The 18,939-nt window shown below is 60.6% G+C and carries 16 protein-coding genes and 1 tRNA gene; 6 read left to right on the forward strand and 11 right to left on the reverse strand.

All coding sequences use genetic code 11. The features are described from left to right. Positions 1-6: 6 nt before the first annotated feature. Together AB1E34_RS21495 and aroB are read left to right on the forward strand one after the other, a co-directional pair. Positions 7-594 (forward strand): shikimate kinase, encoded by a 588-nt coding sequence (locus AB1E34_RS21495; protein WP_372574366.1) that lies wholly within the window; start codon positions 7-9, stop codon positions 592-594. Then, positions 595-1,707 (forward strand): 3-dehydroquinate synthase, encoded by a 1,113-nt coding sequence (gene aroB / locus AB1E34_RS21500; protein ID WP_372574367.1) that lies wholly within the window; start codon positions 595-597, stop codon positions 1,705-1,707. It abuts the gene before it with no gap. A gap of 6 nt (positions 1,708-1,713) precedes the next feature. Here aroB and AB1E34_RS21505 read toward each other — a convergent pair whose 3' ends face one another. Both AB1E34_RS21505 and AB1E34_RS21510 read right to left on the reverse strand, forming a co-directional pair. After that, positions 1,714-2,784, reverse strand: coding sequence for a site-2 protease family protein (locus AB1E34_RS21505; RefSeq protein WP_372574368.1), 1,071 nt, complete (start codon positions 2,782-2,784; stop codon positions 1,714-1,716). 12 nt (positions 2,785-2,796) lie between these two features. Continuing rightward, positions 2,797-3,303, reverse strand: a complete 507-nt coding sequence (locus tag AB1E34_RS21510; protein ID WP_372574431.1) for a single-stranded DNA-binding protein — start codon at positions 3,301-3,303, stop codon at positions 2,797-2,799. Positions 3,304-3,502: 199 nt separating this feature from the next. Between AB1E34_RS21510 and AB1E34_RS21515 the strand changes: the two genes are divergently transcribed. Beyond that, a complete protein-coding gene (locus tag AB1E34_RS21515) occupies positions 3,503-4,081 on the forward strand; it encodes a lytic transglycosylase domain-containing protein (protein WP_372574369.1) in 579 nt (192 codons plus the stop codon). Positions 4,082-4,164: 83 nt separating this feature from the next. Further along, positions 4,165-5,304 (forward strand): cytochrome-c peroxidase, encoded by a 1,140-nt coding sequence (locus AB1E34_RS21520; protein WP_372574370.1) that lies wholly within the window; start codon positions 4,165-4,167, stop codon positions 5,302-5,304. Between the two features lie 46 nt (positions 5,305-5,350). Here the strand turns inward: AB1E34_RS21520 and AB1E34_RS21525 are convergent, their stop codons facing one another. Further along, on the reverse strand, positions 5,351-6,307 hold the full coding sequence (locus tag AB1E34_RS21525) for a LysR family transcriptional regulator (RefSeq protein WP_372574371.1): 957 nt from the start codon (positions 6,305-6,307) through the stop codon (positions 5,351-5,353). Between the two features lie 117 nt (positions 6,308-6,424). On the opposite strand from AB1E34_RS21525, the gene AB1E34_RS21530 reads away from it, so the two are divergent. After that, positions 6,425-8,080 (forward strand): BCCT family transporter, encoded by a 1,656-nt coding sequence (locus AB1E34_RS21530; RefSeq protein WP_372574372.1) that lies wholly within the window; start codon positions 6,425-6,427, stop codon positions 8,078-8,080. A gap of 98 nt (positions 8,081-8,178) precedes the next feature. Here the strand turns inward: AB1E34_RS21530 and AB1E34_RS21535 are convergent, their stop codons facing one another. The 6 genes from AB1E34_RS21535 to miaA form a co-directional block, all read right to left on the reverse strand. Beyond that, positions 8,179-10,266: a dipeptide ABC transporter ATP-binding protein gene (locus AB1E34_RS21535; protein ID WP_372574373.1), complete on the reverse strand. Its 2,088-nt coding sequence runs from the start codon at positions 10,264-10,266 to the stop codon at positions 8,179-8,181. A 92-nt stretch (positions 10,267-10,358) separates the two neighbouring features. After that, complete coding sequence (locus AB1E34_RS21540; protein ID WP_372574374.1) at positions 10,359-11,573, reverse strand: ABC transporter permease; 1,215 nt, start codon at positions 11,571-11,573, stop codon at positions 10,359-10,361. A 15-nt stretch (positions 11,574-11,588) separates the two neighbouring features. Further along, a complete protein-coding gene (locus AB1E34_RS21545) occupies positions 11,589-12,635 on the reverse strand; it encodes an ABC transporter permease (protein WP_372574375.1) in 1,047 nt (348 codons plus the stop codon). 117 nt (positions 12,636-12,752) lie between these two features. Beyond that, positions 12,753-14,423, reverse strand: a complete 1,671-nt coding sequence (locus AB1E34_RS21550) for an ABC transporter substrate-binding protein (RefSeq protein ID WP_372574376.1) — start codon at positions 14,421-14,423, stop codon at positions 12,753-12,755. A gap of 251 nt (positions 14,424-14,674) precedes the next feature. After that, on the reverse strand, positions 14,675-15,475 hold the full coding sequence (locus tag AB1E34_RS21555) for an AraC family transcriptional regulator (RefSeq protein ID WP_372574377.1): 801 nt from the start codon (positions 15,473-15,475) through the stop codon (positions 14,675-14,677). 78 nt (positions 15,476-15,553) lie between these two features. Continuing rightward, positions 15,554-16,429 (reverse strand): tRNA (adenosine(37)-N6)-dimethylallyltransferase MiaA, encoded by an 876-nt coding sequence (gene miaA / locus AB1E34_RS21560; RefSeq protein ID WP_372574378.1) that lies wholly within the window; start codon positions 16,427-16,429, stop codon positions 15,554-15,556. A 118-nt stretch (positions 16,430-16,547) separates the two neighbouring features. Between miaA and pyrH the strand changes: the two genes are divergently transcribed. Further along, complete coding sequence (gene pyrH / locus AB1E34_RS21565; protein WP_372574379.1) at positions 16,548-17,288, forward strand: UMP kinase; 741 nt, start codon at positions 16,548-16,550, stop codon at positions 17,286-17,288. 358 nt (positions 17,289-17,646) lie between these two features. On the opposite strand, the gene AB1E34_RS21570 is transcribed toward pyrH, so the two are convergent. Together AB1E34_RS21570 and AB1E34_RS21575 are read right to left on the reverse strand one after the other, a co-directional pair. After that, a tRNA-Pro gene (locus AB1E34_RS21570) sits at positions 17,647-17,723 on the reverse strand. 161 nt (positions 17,724-17,884) lie between these two features. Further along, complete coding sequence (locus AB1E34_RS21575; protein ID WP_372574380.1) at positions 17,885-18,934, reverse strand: TAXI family TRAP transporter solute-binding subunit; 1,050 nt, start codon at positions 18,932-18,934, stop codon at positions 17,885-17,887. Between the last annotated feature and the right edge of the window lie 5 nt (positions 18,935-18,939).

Genomic DNA, 18,939 nt, shown 5'->3' on the forward strand with positions numbered 1-18,939 from the left:
GGGCAAATGAGCGAAATTGAGCACAACTTGACCAAATCCGCATCGCACGCCACGTGGCGGTTGCACAAGACGGTGGTCATGGTCGGCATGATGGGAGCCGGAAAAACCGCCGTGGGCCGGGCGCTTGCGCAACGTTTGGCGGTGCCCTTCCTCGACAGTGACGCCGAGATCGAATCAGCCGCCAACATGACAATACCCGAAATTTTCGCCCGAGATGGCGAGCCGTTTTTCCGGACCAAGGAAAGCCAGGTGATCGGGCGGTTGCTGGACGAAAAGCGCGGGATTCTGTCAACGGGCGGCGGCGCGTTCCTGTCCGAGGCCAACCGCGCGATGATTTCCGCACGTGGTGTCTCGGTCTGGCTCAACGCGGACCTGCCGGTGCTGTGGAACCGGGTCAAGCACAAGGACACGAGACCGCTGCTCAGAACCGACAATCCGCGCGCGACGCTGGCCGCGCTCTATGAGGCGCGGGTGCCGCTTTATGCCAAATCGGACCTGAGCGTGACCTCCGATGGCGAGGCCGCGATTGAACAGATGGTGGACCGGGTGATCGGGATGCTGGAAACCCGGCCCGATGTTTTGGAACGGATTTAGATGCAGGAAACGGTGTATGTGGACCTGGGCGACAGGTCTTATGATGTTGTGATCGGCCCCGATCTGCTGGCCGAGGCAGGGACCCGGATCGCGCCGCTGCTGCGCCGGCCCCGCGTGGCGGTGGTCTCGGACGAACAGGTGGCAGCGCTGCATCTTGACGGGTTGCGCGCCGGGTTGGCCAGTGCGGGGATCGAGATGGTCTCGATGGACCTGCCCGCCGGAGAGGCCACCAAAAGCTGGCCGCATTTCGAACGCACGGTGGAATGGCTGCTGGCCGAAAAGGTCGAGCGTAACGATGTGGTCGTGGCCCTGGGCGGCGGTGTGATCGGCGATCTGGTCGGCTTTGCCGCTGCCGTGCTGCGCCGGGGTGTGCGGTTCGTGCAGATCCCGACCTCGCTGCTGGCACAGGTGGACAGTTCAGTGGGCGGCAAGACCGGCATCAATGCACCGCAGGGCAAGAACCTGATCGGTGCCTTTCATCAGCCGTCGCTGGTGCTGGCCGATACCTCGGTACTGCAAACCCTGACCCCGCGCGATTTCATCGCTGGCTATGGCGAGGTGGTGAAATACGGCCTGCTGGGGGATGCTGCATTCTTCGACTGGCTTGAACAGAACGGACCGGCGCTGTCGGCAGGCGATATGGGTGCGCGGGTGCGGGCGGTGACGCGCTCGGTCCAGATGAAGGCCGATATCGTGGCGCGTGACGAGACCGAGCAGGGTGACCGCGCGCTGCTCAATCTCGGCCACACCTTCTGTCACGCGCTGGAGGCCGCCACCGGCTATTCCGACCGGTTGCTGCATGGTGAGGGCGTTGCCATCGGCTGTGCGCTGGCCTTTGAGCTCTCCTCACGGCTGGGGCTCTGTTCACAGGAGGACCCGAGCCGGGTGCGCGCGCATCTCAAGGCGATGGGGATGAAGACTGATCTGGCCGACATTCCCGGCGATCTACCGGGGGCCGAGGCGCTGCTTGATCTGATGGGGCAGGACAAGAAGGTGATCGACGGGCAGTTGCGGTTCATCCTGGCGCGCGGGATCGGGCAGGCCTTCGTCACTTCGGATGTGCCTGGCGATGCGGTGCGATCGGTGCTTGAGGATGCGCTCGCAACCTGTTGAGAAACATCAACGACCCTGGATCACCATAAGCTCGCCGATATTCTCCGGTGTGATATAGCCCAGCATGATGCCGTTGGCGGCGCAGACCGCGACGGCGGGGGCCCCGTTATGCAGGGCCTCCAGCACCGTTTCCAGCCCATCGGTCAGCGCGACGCGCGGGATGTTCTGATCCATCACGGAAACCGCCGGGGTGGTGCGAGGTTCCTCGCCCGCCAGTGCCGCAAATAGGCGCGCGCGCGTCACGAAACCCAGCAAAGCGCCTGATGTATCGACCACGGGAAACTCGTGCTGCGTGCTGCGGATCACCGCCTGAGCCGCAGAATTCAGGGTATCGGCAGGCGTCAGCGTCTCGAAGCTGGTGATCATCGCGTCACGCGCCACAAGGCTGCGCGAGACTGCGCGCATGGCGACATCCTGACTTTCGGCGCTGGCGGCAAAAAACACGAACACCGCGATCAGCACCAAGACCGGATTGCCGGAGCTGAGCCCATAAAAGCCCAGAGCCAGCGCCAGAATCCGCCCGGCGGTGGCCGCAACCCGTGTGGCCATGACCCGGTCCATCCAAAGGCAGAGCAGCGCGCGGAACACCCGCCCGCCATCCATCGGAAAGGCCGGGATCATGTTGAAGACCGCAAGAAACAGGTTCACCAGCGCCAGGCGACCCCAGAAATCGGCATTGGGATTTTCGACGCTGCTGAGCGTGTCAGCGCCAATCCGCGCGCCGAGTAGGAACAGCACCGCGCAGATCACAACGTTCACCGCCGGTCCGGCCAGGGCCACAGCGATCTCTTGGCCGGGTTTTTTTGGCATCCGTTCCAGCCGGGCCAGCCCGCCGATCGGTAAAAGCGTGATGTCAGGGGTGCGGATGCCATAGCGCCGCGCCATCAGCGCGTGGCCGTATTCATGGGCAACGACGCAGGCAAACAGCGCCAGAACAAAGATAATGTTCCACAAGGCGCCCACAGCGCCGCCGCTGCCATAGGCCGAAAACCCGACCCAAGCGATCAGCAGGAAAAACGTGACATGGACCCTCAGTTCCGACCCCAGAAGGCGGCCTATCGGAAAGGACCATGTCACCGGTTCATGTCCCTAGAACGGAATCTCGTCATCATCGATTCCGCCCGAAGCCGGGGCAGGGGCGCTGCTGCTGCCGCGCGAGCCGCCATAGGGATCGCCCTGCGGCCCGCTGTCATAGCCGCCGCCCTGACCACCGCCATAGCCGCCGCCGCCACCGCCGCCTTCGCCGCGGCCGTCCAGCATGGTCAGCGTTGACCCGAAGCCCTGCAGCACAACTTCGGTTGAATACCGGTCCTGACCGGATTGATCCTGCCATTTGCGGGTTTGCAACTGGCCCTCGATATAGACCTTCGAGCCTTTGCGCAGATATTGCTCGGCAACACGGACCAGACCTTCGTTGAAGATCGCGACCGAGTGCCATTCGGTCCGTTCGCGGCGTTCACCGGTGTTGCGGTCTTTCCAGGTCTCGGAGGTTGCGATGCGCAGGTTGCAGACCTTGCCGCCGTTCTGGAACGACCGCACCTCGGGGTCGCGGCCCAGATTTCCGATAAGAATGACTTTGTTGACCGAGCCTGCCATGGCTTTCCCCATCTGTTGTTCTGTCTTGGTGTCGCGAATCTGTGCGATCTGTCGTGGTGACCCTATACGGCCCTGAAGTTGGTTAAAACTATGTATAGCAACGCGGAGCCACTCGCGCGGGATAGATATCCCGAACTCTTTCATTTCCGGGCAAAATATGTATAGTCCGGCGTCGAGGTGTAGTAGGCGGGCAGTGAGTATGCGCAGGTTTGTATCGGGGCTTGTTGTTGTTGGCTTTGTGCTATCGGCGGTGCCGGCGGCGGCTGATATGTTCGGAACCAAGAGCCGCAGGGACCTGTTCAAGAATCAGGCGAGATTCCTCGATACGCGCGGTGCCAGCCAGTACGAAAACTCGGTGCGCCTGCGTCCGCCCTCGGCCCATGGCAGTTTCGACAAGCGCTATACCGGCAAATACCGGGGCCAATACACCGCCATGGCGCGCGATGCGGCGCGGCGGCACAATGTGCCCGAGGAGCTTTTCTTGCGTCTGGTGCAGCAGGAAAGCAATTGGAACCCGCGTGCCAAGTCACACAAGGGTGCGCTGGGTCTTGCGCAGCTGATGCCCAAGACTGCGCGGTCACTCGGTGTGAACCCGCATGATCCTTATGAAAATCTGGATGGCGGCGCGCGGTATCTGTCGATCCAGTTCCGCGAGTTCAAATCCTGGCCTCTGGCGCTGGCCGCCTATAACGCCGGGCCAAAAGCGGTGCAGAAGCATGGCGGCGTGCCGCCTTACAAAGAGACCAAGAATTACGTGAAAAAGATCTGGGGTGGGTGACGCTGGTTTGCGTTGCATCAATTCCTGATTGATTTTATCTGGTATGACGAAGCCCATGATCCCGCGCTTCGGAGGCCACTCATATGCGTTCCTTTCTGATATCTGCACTCTTTGGCCTTGCTGCCGGGGTGGTTCAGGCTGATCCGCCTGACAGTTTGGAAGCGCTGGGAGAGGCGCTGTTTTTTGACGCCAACCTGTCGGCCAACCGCACCATGTCCTGCGCGACCTGCCATGACCCCGAGGCCGGATTTTCCGATGCGCGCGAGACCGATCTGGGCCGGGCGGTGTCCTTGGGGGATGACGGGCACTCGCTGGGCGATCGCAACGCGCCCACCGCGTCTTATGCGGCACTGGTGCCGGGGCTGCACCGCACCGAAGAGGGTGTCTGGGCCGGCGGCCTGTTCTGGGACGGGCGCGCCGCCACGCTAGAGGATCAGGCCGGTGGACCACCACTGAATCCGATCGAGATGGGGATGCCTGACAAGGCGGCGGTCGTGGCGCGCCTGCAGGAGAACCCTGATTACGTCACCGCCATGCAGAGCCTGTTCGATACGGCGGTATTTGATGATGCGGATCAGGCCTATGCGGCCATGACCTCGGCCATCGCGGCCTTTGAGCGGACCGAGTTTTTCGCACCCTTCGACAGCAAGTATGACCGGTTCCTGAAAGGTGAATACCAACTCACCAAGGAAGAGGAACTGGGCCGCCTGCTGTTCTTCTCGCAGCAATTCAGCAACTGCAACCAGTGCCATCAGCTCAAGCGCAGCGAGATCGATCCGGGCGAGACCTTCACCAATCACGAATATCACAATATCGGGGTGCCCATACATGAGGCGGTGCGCGCCCATAATGGCGTGCCGCTCGATCTGGCTGATGCCGGGTTGCTCGCCAACCCCGAAATCGACGATCTGACGCAAGAGGGCAAGTTCCGGGTGCCCACGCTGCGCAATGTGGCGGTGACCGGGCCGTATATGCATAATGGTGTCTTCGAAGATCTGCGCACGGTCGTGCTGTTTTATAACAAATACAACACCAGGGCCGCTGCCCGGCAGATCAACCCCGAAACCGGCGCGCCCTGGCGTGAGCCCGAGGTGGCGCCGACCCTGTCATTCAAGGAATTGACAGACGCCCCGGCGCTGGACGATCAGCGCATCGACGCGCTTGTGGCTTTCCTGAAAACACTGACAGATGCGCGCTACGAACATCTGGTTGATCCCGACTGAGACTATGTCGGACAGGTGAGCCTGCGGCTTTCGGAGCGGGCGCATTTCAGAGCTGCGCCGCCGAGACGGCGCGGCGGGCAGCGGGATTGGCGGCGCGCTGTTCGATCCAGTCAAAGACCAGTTTCGGCCCTCGTCGCGTACTGGAGTGATCGCGGGACATGACATAGCCCGCATTGCTGACCACCACATCCTCGGTGGCCTGTACCAGCAGGTTCTGCTGTATCAGACCATCGACCAATCCAAGCCATCCCAGCGCGACACCGTTCCCGGCAATCGCCGATTGGGTGACCATGTCGTAATTGTTGAAGCTGATATAGTTCTTGGACCGTTCGCCTGAAATGCCCAGCCCCTCGAACCACCCTTGCCAGGTTTGCCAATGGGCTGATGGTGGTTTTGACAGGCTCAGCAATTGATGATCGAGCAGGGCCTGCGAGGATGCAATCGGACCGTTCTCCGCCAGGAAACGGGGGCTGCACACCGCCGCAACACGTTCGCGGAGCAGCGCGACATCCCCTTTCCCGATTGTGCTGAAAGATTGAACATGAATTTTGATATCCCAGTCCTCTGACCCTTTCTCGGGTGGCGCTTGCGAGGCGAGGATCTGAATCTCGATCTCGTCCCCCAATTCCTCGCGCAGGTCAGACAATTGCGGCAGGAGCCAGAAGGTCGAAAAGGAAAAATCTGCCGAGATACGCACCCGCGGTCTGGATTTACGTTCCAGCAAAGACGCGACCGAGCCTCCCATCTGGCTCATGGCAGGTCGCACCACGTTGAGCAGGCGCAACCCTTCATTGGTCAGGCTCACGCCGCGATGCTCGCGCCTGAACAGGGTGACGCCCAGTTCAGCCTCAAGCCCTTTGATTTTCTGCGAGATCGCCGATTGCGTCACCCCCAAGGCCTCGGCCGCGCCTGAGAGGTTCCCAAACCGGGCAACAAGGTCAAACGCGTGTAGCGCGACAAGCGTATGACCAAGCTTCCTATTAACACTGCTAAGATCATCCATAATCAATTCACTACTGCAAAACCGCCCCGTGTTCTAAATAAAATTCCCCAATGCAAGCGATTAGCTTAGACTCAGGCTGTCGAACAATAAGAACCGCGAACAGAACAGGGAAGTTCCATGTCAATCAAACCACCCTTAACAGACCTGCCCATCGGCGTTGCCGATGAAGGTTTTTACCGGGGGTTCAGTCACATCGTCACCATTTCGTCAAAGCTGGCGATTGGTGGGCTTGTGGTCTGGGCCATCGCGTTCCCCGAGCAATCGGGCGCCGTCCTGAACTCGATCAACGCGTTTATCCTCTCATCCTTTGGCGCCTGGTATATCTGGACGGTGGCGCTGTTCATCATCTGCTGCATTGCCTTCGCACTCTGGCCAACGGCGGGCAGGTTGAAGCTGGGGCTCGACAGCGACGTTCCCGAGTTTTCCAATTTCTCATGGTTTTCGATGATGTTCGGGGCCGGGATCGGGGTGGGGATGCTCACCTGGGCCGTGGCCGAACCGATGTATCACTGGACCAATAACCCCGAGGTCATTCAGGGCATTACCGAGGGCAGTACCGAGGGCAATGTCAGAATGGCCTATAAGTGGTCCTTCTTGCATTGGGGGCTTGGGGCTTGGGCCTGTTACGCAATCGCCGGTCTGGCGCTTGGCTTTTTTGCCTATCGCCGGGGCCTGCCGCTGACCATGCGGTCGTCGCTGACACCGCTTTTTGGTGCGCGTCTGTCTGGCTCGCTGGGGCATATCGTGGATATCGTGGCGGTGGTCGCAACCATCCTGGGTGTGGCGCAGACGCTGGGGTTTGGTGTTGAGCAGTTTGTCGCGGGTCTCACCCGGATCGGGATCGGAGGGCTGACCAATGCCGAAGGCACGGCCAACACCGCCGGGGTTCTGATCGCCATCGTAGTGATCATGGCCGCCTCGACCGCCTCGGCCCTGTCTGGTGTCGGCAAGGGCATCAAGTGGCTGTCGAATATCAACATGGTGCTCAGCATCGCTTTGCTGGCGTTTTTCCTGGTGTTCGGGTCAACCTTCTTCGGGCTGCAGGCGCTGTTCCTGGGGCTCTGGGATTACCTGATCGCCCTGCCGGACATGATGTTCCGCGTCTGGGCGGGCGACGGCAACCCCGACAGCACCGCCTCCAAGCTGGAAGGCTGGCAGGGCGGCTGGTCGGTGTTCTACTGGGCCTGGTGGATCGCGTTTGCACCGTTCGTCGGCCTGTTCCTGGCGCGTATTTCCAAGGGTCGGACAATCCGTGAATTCGTGCTGGGCGCGATGATCGTCCCGTCGCTGATGTGCTTTGTCTGGTTCACATGGGCCGGTGGCACCGCGATTGATCTTGAGATCAAGGGCGCCGAGGGCATCATCAAGAGCGCACCGGATGGCGACAAGATCTTTGCCATGGTGCAGTACATGCTGACGCCGTTCCTCGGCTGGGCCATGTCGGTGATGATCGTTGTCCTGCTGATGACTTATCTGGTGACCACTGCGGACAGCGCCGTGCTGATCGTGAACACCATCAATGCCGCTGGTGATGAAGGCCCGAAAGCGCGCCCGCATATCATCTTCTGGGGTGTTGCGCTGGGGGCTGTGGTGACCGCGCTGCTGCTGGTCGGTGGCCTCAAGGCCATCCAGACCGCGATGGTGATCGGGGCGCTGCCATTCTCGCTGGTAATGGTGCTGCAGTGTTTCGCGCTGATCAAGGCGATCTACAATGACGGTAAGCGCGAGAAAGTCGGGATACCTACGACCGTGGCGCAGGAGCCTGCTGAATAAGCGACCATGTCAAATTGCCGCTGCCAAGTCCTGATGGTGGCGGTAACGAAAGGGCTGGGCCGGATGGCTCAGCCCTTTCAATTTGATCCTGCCGTGATTTATTCGGCGGCGATCTTGATGACCGGTTGCATCCGCTCCAGCACCTCGTCGGAGAGATGACATTTGATCTGATGCCCATCGGCCAGCGTCTTGACCGGCGGCACATCCTTTTCGCACAGACCGCCAGCCACTTCGGATTTCCAGCGACACCGCGTCTGGAACGGGCAGCCCGGCGGGGGGTTCATCGCCGAGGGGATGTCGCCCTCCAACACGATATGCTCCTTCTCGATCGAGGTGTCGGCAATCGGCACCGCGCTCAGCAAGGCCTCGGTATAGGGGTGATAGGGCGGGCTGAAGACCTGATCGGTCGAGCCCAGTTCCACCACATGGCCCAGATACATCACCATGACCCGGTCGCTGAGATAGCGCACGATGGACAGGTCATGGCTGATGAACAGCAGCGTGGTCTTGTGCTCGCGCTGGATCTCCATCAGCAGATCGGTCACCGCCGCCTGCACCGACACGTCCAGCGCCGAGACCGGCTCATCGGCCACCACGATCCTTGCGTCACCGGCAAAGGCGCGCGCGATGCCCACACGCTGTTTCTGGCCACCCGAGAGTTGCCGCGGCATCCGGTCGGCAAAGGCGCGGGGCAGTTTCACCAGATCGAGCAGTTCCAGCATCCGCTGTTTGCGCTCGGCCTCGGAATTGCCGATGCCGAAAATCTCCAGCGCCCGGATGATCTGCCGCCCCACCGTCATCGAGGGGTTGAGCGTATCAAACGGGTTCTGGAACACCATCTGCACCTCGGATACGGTCTTGGTGTCGCGTTCCTCGATGGGCACGCTTTCGATATTGCGGTTGTCCAGCAGAATCTGGCCATCCGTGGCGGTTTCCAGCCCCATCAGTACCTTGGCGAAGGTGGATTTGCCGCAGCCGGATTCGCCCACGATCGCCAGCGTCTCGGATTCGCGGGCCTCGAAGCTCAACGTCTCGTTGGCCTTCACCACCTTGGTCTCACCACCGCCGAACAGGGCATTGGCAGCCACCTCATAGTATTTCTTGAGGTTGTCCATCTTCAGGACAACATTACCGACCTCACCCTTTTCTTTCTGTTCGCCCAAGGTGATCGGCGCGTTCCAGTCGATCTCCTTGTATTTCAGGCAGCGGGTGTGGTGCCGGTCATTGCCGGGCACTGCCTCCATCATGATATCGCCTGCGTCGCAGCGATCCTCTTCGAAATAGTCGCAGCGCGGGCCGAAATTGCAGCCCGGAGGACGCTCATGGGGCAGGGGAAAGTTGCCCGGAATCGCCACCAGCGGGCGCGCGTTCTTGTCAGCGCCGGGCAGCGGGATCGACCGGAACAGCGCCTGCGTATAGGGGTGCTGCATGTGGTCAAACACATCAGCGATCGAGCCGCGCTCCACCGCCTCGCCGGAATACATGACGCAAAGCCGATCGCAGGTTTCCAGCACCAGTCCAAGGTTGTGCGAGATGAACAACATCGAGGTGCCGTATTTCTTGCCCAGATCCTTGACCAGTTCGACCACGGCGGCCTCAACCGTCACGTCCAGCGCGGTGGTCGGTTCATCCAGGATCAACAGCGCTGGTTTTGACATCAACGCCATCGCGATGACGATCCGTTGCTGCTGACCACCCGACAATTGGTGCGGGAAGGAGTTCAGCATCCGCTCGGGGTCGGGCAGGCGCACATCGGTGACCACCTCCAGCGCGCGGGCATAGGCCTCTTCCTGGCTGACCCCCTCATGGATCATCGGCACTTCCATCAGCTGCTTGCCGATCTTCATCGCCGGGTTCAGCGAGGCCATGGGTTCCTGATAGATCATCGCGATTTCATTGCCGCGAATGTCGCGCAATTCCTCGTCGCTCATCTGACCCAGGTCGCGGCCCTTGAACTTGATCGAGCCGCCCACGATGCGCCCGTTCTTGCCCAGATCCTGCATCACGCCCAGCGCCACGGTGGATTTGCCGCACCCGGATTCGCCGACCAGTCCGACCGCCTCACCGGGCCGCACCGTGACCGAGAAATCCATCACGGCCGGAATTTCGCGTAACCGGGTGAAGAAGGATATCGACAGCTTGTCGATCTCCAGAATGGGCCCGTCATATTCCGCCAGTTTGTTCATCTTGTCTTCTCCTCGCGAGAGTCAGGGCATCCCCTTCATCTGGCTTAAATCGGTCTGGAGACCGGGGGCTGCCCCCCGGTCCATCCTCTCCATCAGTCCTTCAGGCTCTCTTCCCGCAAACCGTCTGCCAACAGGTTCAAACCCAGAACCATGGTCAGCAGCGCAAGCGCCGGGGGCAGAGCAGGGTGCAGATAGACCGAGAGCAGCTTGCGCCCCTCATTGATGGTCGAACCCCAATCCGGGCTTTCCGGCGGCAGTCCCAGCCCGAAGAAGCCCAACGTCCCCAGAAGGATCGTGGTGTAGCCGATGCGCAGGCAGAAATCGACGATCAGCGGACCACGCGCATTGGGCAGGATTTCCCACAGCATGATGTACCACGGGCCTTCACCCCTCGTCTGCGCGGCGGCCACATAGTCGCGTGTCTTGATGTCCAGCGTCAGGCCGCGCACGATGCGGAACACCGTGGGCGAGTTGACGAAGACCACCGAGACGAACACCACCAGCACGCCGCCCGGTATGTCGAACAGATCAAGGATGTTCGGGATGCCCGGTATCCAATAGCTGTCGGTTTGGACGATCGCGCCGTTGTTCGAGATCAGCGACAGATAAAGCCAGATCGCGACCCCAAGCACACCGATCAGCAGTGGCGTTCTGAACCGTGGCTGCGTATAGAACCGCGAGTTGAGCAACACCGCCAGAAACACGATGGGAAACACGAACAGCACGGTTGCCATATAGTTCGGCACGCCGGTTGCCACGATCTCGGGCGTGACCAGCAGGTAGAACAGCAGGATCACCGGGAAGGCCAGGATCAGGTTCGACAGGAAGGACAGGATCGTATCCAGCCGACCGCCATAATAGCCCGCAGGCAGGCCCAGCGTGATCCCCACCATGAAGGCAAAGACCGTCGCCAGCGGTGCGATCTGCACCACGATCCAGGCCCCTTTGACCATGCGGCTGAACACGTCGCGCGCCAGATTGTCGCCACCCAGAAGATACCATGCATACTGGCCTTCTTCGGCACCGCTCACCGGAGTTCCCGGCGGCTTGTTCTTCATGCCCGAGACCTGATCCAGCGCATCCTGCGTGACGATCAGGTCCATCGCGCCGAAGATGCCGGTAAAGACCCAGAACATCACGAGGCCAAAGCCGATCATGCCGATGGGACTGTCAAAGAGCTTGCCATAAAGCCCCAGCCGCCGCTTGAACGCCATTGAGACGGCAAAAAGCAGGATCAGCGCAATCCAGACCGAGGTGAACTGATAGAAGATGCGGGTAATGATTTCGAATGTTGTGAGAGGTTCCATGCTCAATCTCCTCCCTTAAGCAATTCGAATACGAGGGTTCAGGTAGACATAGCCGATATCTGATATCAGCTGCGTCACCAGCACCACGATGACGGACACCACCGACACTGCCAGCAGCAGCTGGATGTCGTTGTTGCTTGCCGCCTGCACCAGCACCCATCCGAAGCCCTTGTAGTTGAAGAGCGTCTCGACGATCACCACACCGTTCAGCAGCCATGGGAACTGCAGCATGATGACGGTGAAGGGCGCGATCAGCGCGTTGCGCAGCGCGTGTTTCATCACAATGTTGCGGAAGCTGACGCCCTTGAGCCGCGCGGTGCGGATGTATTGCGCCGTCATCACCTCGGTCATCGAGGCGCGGGTCATCCGGGCGATATATCCCATCCCGTAGAGCGAGATGGTCAGCACCGGCAGGAAGAAGTTCTCGAACGTGGCATGTTCCATCGCCGAGGTTGCGGTGCCCTTGAACCATTTCAGCCCAACTGCAGAAGAAGCAAAGACCGCGATAAAGATCACGCCTGAAACATATTCCGGCGTTGCGGTCGTGGTGATGGCGAAGGTCGACAGGGTCCGGTCGGTTTTTGATCCTTCCTTCATACCTGCCAGAACGCCGAGCAACAGCGCTGACGGGATCATCAGCAGCATCACCCAGAACATCAGCTTGCCGGTCAGGCCAAGCCGCGTTCCGATAACGCCGGAGACCTCATCCTTGAAGACGGTGGAATAGCCCCAATACCCCTGCAGGATACCGCAAAACTCGGGCGAGTCTTCGGCGGTCCTGCCGGGCAGGATGCACCGTCCCTGGACACTGCCATCTTCATTCGTATGCCGATATGAAGGCAAAATACCCAGCCATTCGCCGTATTTGACCGGCACCGGCTGAAGATACCCGCCCTTTTCCAGAAAACTGCTGACCTGCTCATCCGACATCCGGAAGTTGCCCTGGGTCTTGGCGAGTTTTTCAAGGTTGGGGTAGAGGTTGGTCAGAAAGAAGACGAGGTAGGTCAGGCATAATGCGGTCAAGATCATGACGCCGACGCGTTTTAAAATAAATAGTCCCATGTAAGCCCCTGTTGGTGGCCAGCGCGAGGAGTGTCAGGCCCTGCGCTTCGCTTTTTTGTTCGCCGGTCATCGACGAAGAAGCCGCGCCCCGGGGGGCGCGGATTGTGTTTTTCTCGTTCAGCCGACGATGCCGAACTTGTAGATCTGCGGCAGGTCGGCGATGTGCTTTTCAACACCCACCAGATTGTCGCGGTGATGGCGCATGGCCGTCCGCCAGAACGGCTGGATGGTCACGCCTTCGTCGATCATGATGCCTTGCAGCTTGCCCATCACTTCGCGGCGCTTGTCCACATCGGCGATCGAGTTTGCTTCTGCCAGCAGAGTGTCGAACTCTTCATTCGCGAACCCGGATTCGTTCCATGCCTCGCCTGACTTATAGGCAAGCGCCAGAATCTGGACGCCAAGCGGGCGGTGGTTCCAGTTGGTCGACGAGAACGGATACTTGGTCCAGTCGTTCCAGAAGGTCGATCCCGGCAGCACGGTGTGGCGCGCCTTGATCCCCGCATCGTTGAGCTGGGCCACAACGGCGGCCGTTGTGTTGCGGCGCCAGTCATCGTCGATCGACTGAATCTCATGCTCGTAGTCGCCCATGCCGGCTTCGTCCATCAGGGCCTTGGCCCGTTCCGGGTCGAAGGGCAGCCGCTTGACGGTGGAATCAAACTCGGGATGCATCGGTCCAACATGGCAGTTATCCGCCGGAATGCCGTAACCTGCCATCCCAAGTTCAAGACAAACCTCGTTGTCCACCGCCATGGCCAGAGCCTGACGCACGCGACGATCGCCATAGATCTTGTTGCCATCGGCGTCTTCGGCCAGCTGATTGGGACGAATGACAATCGTGAAGCCGGACGGAATTTCCGAACGGGTCAGGCCGAGGCTGTCGAAGATATCGACAAACTCACCCACCGATTCCCAGTTCATATCGATCTCTTCGGCCTCGTAAGCCGCCAGGAACGCTGCAGGATCGGTGCCGTAGTCAATGAACTCGATCCGGTCGACGTAGCCGCCCTTGCCAGCGGCATAGCCCCACCAGTCATGGCCTTCGTTACGTACCAGAACGCCCTTCACGCCAACTTCGTGGCTTTCCGGCAGCATGAAGCCGGTGCCAACGGGATTGGCGAGCATATTGTCGGGGTCGTGGCTGCTGTGCACCACAGCCGCCGGATAATCCGCCATGCCGGGAATGATCGTGATATCGGGATTGTTGCTCTTGAGCTTAACGGTATGCGAATCCACGACCGTGATCGCGCCATCGGCAGCTTTGTTGGTTTCCGAATCAACCAGCGAGGACATCCGCGAGGCCATCGAGTTTCCTTCGACGGTGCCATCGCACCACATGGCAATGTTGCGCGCCACGTCGTCGGCGGTGAAGTCGTCGCCGTTGTTCCACTTGACGCCTTTGCGCACATTCAGGGTGTGTTCGGTTGCATCATCGTTGGTTTCCCAGCTTTCAAGCAGCATCGGCTTGAACGACCCGTCATTGTTGTACTCGACCAGGTATTCCAGCCAGCCTGCAGTGAAGGTCGCGATCTGGGTCCAGTCATAGGTGCGCGGATCCTTCAGGCCCCGCACTTCCATCTGATAGCGGATGGTGCCGCCCTTCTGGGGCTCCTGAGCCTGCGCGGGCGAGGCCAGCCCGATCATGCCGTAGGCTGCGGGCACGGTCACGCCAAGTGCCGTTACGCGCGCCATGAATTCGCGGCGGCTGAGCTGGCCGTCGCGATATTCGCGGGCATGCATCTCGGCCGCGCGATGCACCGGCTTTCCTGTCAGTGTCTTGTTGGTCATTTAGATCTCCCCTGAGTGAGTTTGTTTTTGATTAAAGACGGGAGCGGCTGCGTCAGAAGTCGCACCGGATATCACTCTGTGGCGCGCGCATGGCGCGTTGGTTCTTTCAAGCTCCCCATGCCAGTATACGGCAACAGAAAATCCCGGGCGTCAACGATTGCTTTCGCCCTTTCACGGTCTAAAAACGACATCCGTATGATTAAAAAACGACTTGACGGCAAAAGCCTGGCTAAGGGCGGCTTAAGTTGGCTTTATGCTGCGCTGCGGCGGATGGCGGTGGGGGCCAGTCCGGTATGGTGTTGTATGAAGCGGGTAAAATAGGCTGCGCTGCTGAAGCCGAGGTCCTTGGCGATGTGGCTGGCGGGGCGTTTGCTTTGGATCAGCGCAGCGCGCGCTTCATGCAGAACGCAGCCGGTCAGCAACGCGGCGGCGGTGCGCCCGGTCTGGGATTTGCAGACCCGTGTCAGATGGGTGGGTGTCACGCCCAAGGCAGCGGCATGGTCGGCCATGCTGGCGCCAGTGGCATGGGCGTGTACCAGCCGGTCGAAATAGCGGCGCGCCAAGCGTCGGGCTGCGCTGGCGCGGGGCGCGGCGGGCTCTGCCTCGGTCGTGCGCTGCAGCCAGATGGCGGCCAGTTCCGCATAGGCCAGAACCGCCTTCGTATTCAGGCTTTTGGTGCTGTCCTGCTCACGGGCGATGGCATCCAGCAGACCCGCCAGCTCGTTCTGGGTGGCCACATCGCGCACCCGCAAATGGACGGGGCGATCCGGCAGCGACGGGGCGCTGCCCACCGGCAGCACCAGTGCCTGGCCGAAACACTGTCGCCCCAGATCGATGGCCAGAAGCTGCCGGGCAGGGACGAAGATGGCGTTATGGGTGCCGATACCCGCGCGCGCGCCATCAAACAGCGCCACGCCCTGACCGCGCGTGATCCAGAGCAGCAGGTGATCGGCCCGGCTATGGGGCAGCTCAAGCTGCCAGCGCCCGAGCGGCGCAAGCTGCGGCAGGCTCAGCAGCCGCACGTCATTTGCCTGATCGGGTCCGCTCGTCATGGGTTTGATCCGCCGAGAAACACTCTGTTCGCGCCATTTACAGCATGAAAGCGAGGGGTGGACAACCAGCCCCGCCAATCACAGGTCTGGCCGCAGCCTGTGCCAGCCCGCTATCCGCGCGCGAAACCATGTGCGCTGGCGCTTGGCGAATTGCCGCGTCGCGATGGTGGCCCGTTCGCGGGCGGTCTCAAGATCAATCTCGCCATCGAGATAGGCGATCAGTTCCGGCACGCCGATCGCCTTGCACGAGGGCAGGGTGTCCTCATAACGGTCGCGCATCGCGGCCACCTCCTCCAGCGCGCCGCCCGCCAGCATCGCATCAAAGCGACGCGCGATGCGGTCCAGCAGCCAGTCGCGGTCGTTTTCCATCACGATCGGCACGCTCTGGTCGAGTGGCAGGATCGGCGCAGAGGTTTCGGCCTGCCAGTCCGCCAGCGGACGACCCGTGGCGCGCAGCACCTCCCAGGCGCGCTGCACCCGTGCGCGGTTCTGCCGGTCGATGCCTTGGGCGGTCCCCGAATCCAGCCCGGCCAGAAGCGCCTCAAGGGGCAGGGTGTCGCCCTCGGCGCGAATCTCGGGCGGCGTTTGTGGGATGTCGGCTATACCTTCGGTCAGCGACCGGAAATAGAGCCCGGTGCCCCCCACAATGATCGGGCGTTGGGGGCCGGTCAGCAGCGGCGTCACCTCGCGCAGCCAGTGACCCGCTGAATAAGCCACATCATAGGGGACGTGACCATAGAGCAGGTGCGGCGCGCGGGCTTCTTCCTCGGGGGACGGGCGGGCGGTGATCACGCGCCAGCAGTCATAGACCTGACTGGCATCGGCATTGATGATCACCCCGCCATGGCGCTCGGCGATTTGCAGCGCCAGTTCCGACTTGCCCGAGGCGGTTGGACCGGCAATCAGAACCGGCAATCCTTTGGGGATGTCAGGCAGTTGTGCGACAAGCCTCATGTGGCGACCCGCCGCTGGTGCAAATTCCTGACTGTCTGGTGCCCGACCCGCATTGAACCTCGCTGCGTTTTGCTTCATTTTGCGCCGCAAATACACCGGTGCCGCAGCGGAGCGCAACATGACCTCACTTTCCCCCGAATTCGTGACGCAAGCCAAATACAATCGGGTGATGCTGAAAATATCCGGTGAGGCGCTAATGGGGGATCAGGGGTTCGGCCTGCATCCGCCCACCGTGCAGCGCATCGCCGAAGAGGTCAAATCGGTCCACGATATGGGCGTCGAGATCTGCATGGTAATTGGCGGCGGCAATATCTTTCGCGGGCTGCAGGGCTCAGCGCAAGGGATGGAGCGGACCACGGCAGATTATATGGGCATGCTGGCAACCGTGATGAACGCGCTGGGGATGCAATCAGCACTGGAAGAATTGGGGGTGTTCACCCGGGTGATCTCGGCCATTCCGATGGATCAGGTCTGCGAGCCCTATATCCGCCGCCGCGCGGTGCGCCACCTTGAGAAAAAGCGGGTCTGCATCTTTGCTGCCGGTACCGGAAACCCCTATTTCACCACCGACACCGCCGCCGCCCTGCGCGCCAGCGAGATGGCCTGCGAGGCGATCTTCATGGGCAAGCAGGTGGATGGTATCTATGACAGCGATCCAAAGACCAACCCGGATGCCAAGCGCTATGACCGGATCACCTATAACGAGGTGCTGACCCGGAACCTCAAGGTGATGGATGCCTCGGCGATTGCGCTGACGCGCGACAACAACATGCCGCTGATCGTGTTCTCGCTGGACGAGCCGGGCGGGTTCCGGGGCATTCTGGCCGGTGAGGGCACCTATACCAAGGTCATGGGCTAAGCCATCTGCACCCGGGGAAGCTTGTGCTACCCTAGATCCGCACCCGGTCAAGGACACGGGTCCCGGCGCGCTTAAAACCCTGTTCTGCTGTCGTTTGACCTAAAGAACCTTGTTGATGCTGGGTTGTATGGTTTCGCGTCCCATTTGCGATTTCCCTCACGATTCTGATAACGAGCAAGGCCATGTCGACCCATCTGACATCCCGCCAGATGGCCTCAGTTTTTGCTCATGTTAACAGGCTGTTCCGGCGGTTTTTTGATATGCGCCGCCATATGCGAGCATCATCCTGCACCCCGAAGGGTCTGGATGCCAATTGGGGGCATCCAAAGGGAAATATCACAATACTCGGTTGTGAAAGTGGTCGGGGCGGCGAGATTCGAACTCACGACCCCCTGTACCCAAAACAGGTGCGCTACCAGACTGCGCCACGCCCCGGACCGTGCGCCTACCTAGCGATGCGAAACGGGTTTGAAAAGCCCTAAAAGCACCCGTTTCTGCCGCACGTTCATTTTACCCGGTTTGCGCCTTGCACCAAGGAACGCCCGATCCCGCCAGCAACCAAATGTCGTGTTGATGGCGGCGCGTGTGCAAGCCGGTCAGCAGCCGATCGCCGCACAGATTCGTTCACGATAGGCTGCGTTGGCAGGACTATCGGGAACGGATGCCGCAGGCTCCTGGCGGCAATTGGGGACATAGTTCACATCAAGTCCCCGGTTGACGCATGATCCGATATCCCATCCGGGGGGCAGCTCGTTCAGATCAACCTGACCCCATTTTGGGTGGCCAATCTGCTGCAGCGCCGAAAACTGGTTCAGGATCAGGTTCGACACATCTGCCACCGCGTCGCAGCTGAGCCGGTGGTAGTTGTTCTTGCGTCTGTCGTATTCATAGGTCATCAACACCGCCTTTACGGCGACGGTATCAAGCGGGTCAGAGACGAAGTCATAGGTCCCCGAAGGGATCTGTACCGGCGTGTAGACCGCCTGCAATACCGGATCGACAATAGGCAGCAGATGGTAAGTCGATGCGTCCAGATTCGAATCCGCAAACAAGCGCGCTGGCGCTCCGGCAACATAGAAGAACGCATCGATCTCACCGCTTTTCAGGCGTGCCATCGACTCGTCTGGCCCGATTGTCAGAGTTTCCCCGGCTTCGACGCCGACCAGGTCGAGCAGCAAGGACGCTGTCAGGAACGTGCCGCTATCGGCAACGCCCACGGCGACGCGCTTGCCGCTCAGATCAGCGACCGATCCGATATCTTTGGAGGCCAGAATATGCACTTCCTCGTTGTAAAGCGGGAAGGCGATCCTGACGCCGGCAATCGCCCGGGCAATGTCCGGGTCGTTCGCGGAATAGGTCTTCAGATATTCAAGAACGTCGCTTTGCACGATCCCGAATTGCGTCGCCCGGCGCCTGCGCACACCCAGAAAGTTCTCTAGCGAACCGGCGCTTTCATTGACGGTCAGCGTCTGTCCGCAGCCCGCCATCAGGTTCGAGATGTCACGACCGATCTGAATATAGGTGCCGGTCGGGCCGCCGGTCAGAATGTTCTTCTCGAATTCTTGTGCTTCGATGCTGGTGGTGCCAAAGCACACGGCCAGGGCAGCGCCCAACAAGTGCAGTGATCGTTTCGCAAAATTCGTCATCTTTC

It is taken from the genome of Ruegeria jejuensis (assembly GCF_041537905.1).
Taxonomy (GTDB): Bacteria; Pseudomonadota; Alphaproteobacteria; order Rhodobacterales; family Rhodobacteraceae; genus Ruegeria_C.

Excerpts from the sequence above, each read along its gene's own strand:
- AB1E34_RS21550 (WP_372574376.1), bottom strand. The coding sequence starts at position 14,423 with ATGACCAACAAGACACTGACAGGAAAGCCGGTGCATCGCGCGGCCGAG.
- AB1E34_RS21525 (WP_372574371.1), bottom strand. The coding sequence starts at position 6,307 with ATGGATGATCTTAGCAGTGTTAATAGGAAGCTTGGTCATACGCTTGTC.
- AB1E34_RS21545 (WP_372574375.1), bottom strand. The coding sequence starts at position 12,635 with ATGGGACTATTTATTTTAAAACGCGTCGGCGTCATGATCTTGACCGCA.
- pyrH (WP_372574379.1), top strand. The coding sequence starts at position 16,548 with ATGACCTCACTTTCCCCCGAATTCGTGACGCAAGCCAAATACAATCGG.
- AB1E34_RS21540 (WP_372574374.1), bottom strand. The coding sequence starts at position 11,573 with ATGGAACCTCTCACAACATTCGAAATCATTACCCGCATCTTCTATCAG.
- AB1E34_RS21530 (WP_372574372.1), top strand. The coding sequence starts at position 6,425 with ATGTCAATCAAACCACCCTTAACAGACCTGCCCATCGGCGTTGCCGAT.
- AB1E34_RS21575 (WP_372574380.1), bottom strand. The coding sequence starts at position 18,934 with ATGACGAATTTTGCGAAACGATCACTGCACTTGTTGGGCGCTGCCCTG.
- AB1E34_RS21515 (WP_372574369.1), top strand. The coding sequence starts at position 3,503 with ATGCGCAGGTTTGTATCGGGGCTTGTTGTTGTTGGCTTTGTGCTATCG.
- AB1E34_RS21535 (WP_372574373.1), bottom strand. The coding sequence starts at position 10,266 with ATGAACAAACTGGCGGAATATGACGGGCCCATTCTGGAGATCGACAAG.
- AB1E34_RS21510 (WP_372574431.1), bottom strand. The coding sequence starts at position 3,303 with ATGGCAGGCTCGGTCAACAAAGTCATTCTTATCGGAAATCTGGGCCGC.
- AB1E34_RS21520 (WP_372574370.1), top strand. The coding sequence starts at position 4,165 with ATGCGTTCCTTTCTGATATCTGCACTCTTTGGCCTTGCTGCCGGGGTG.
- AB1E34_RS21495 (WP_372574366.1), top strand. The coding sequence starts at position 7 with ATGAGCGAAATTGAGCACAACTTGACCAAATCCGCATCGCACGCCACG.
- miaA (WP_372574378.1), bottom strand. The coding sequence starts at position 16,429 with ATGAGGCTTGTCGCACAACTGCCTGACATCCCCAAAGGATTGCCGGTT.
- aroB (WP_372574367.1), top strand. The coding sequence starts at position 595 with ATGCAGGAAACGGTGTATGTGGACCTGGGCGACAGGTCTTATGATGTT.
- AB1E34_RS21555 (WP_372574377.1), bottom strand. The coding sequence starts at position 15,475 with ATGACGAGCGGACCCGATCAGGCAAATGACGTGCGGCTGCTGAGCCTG.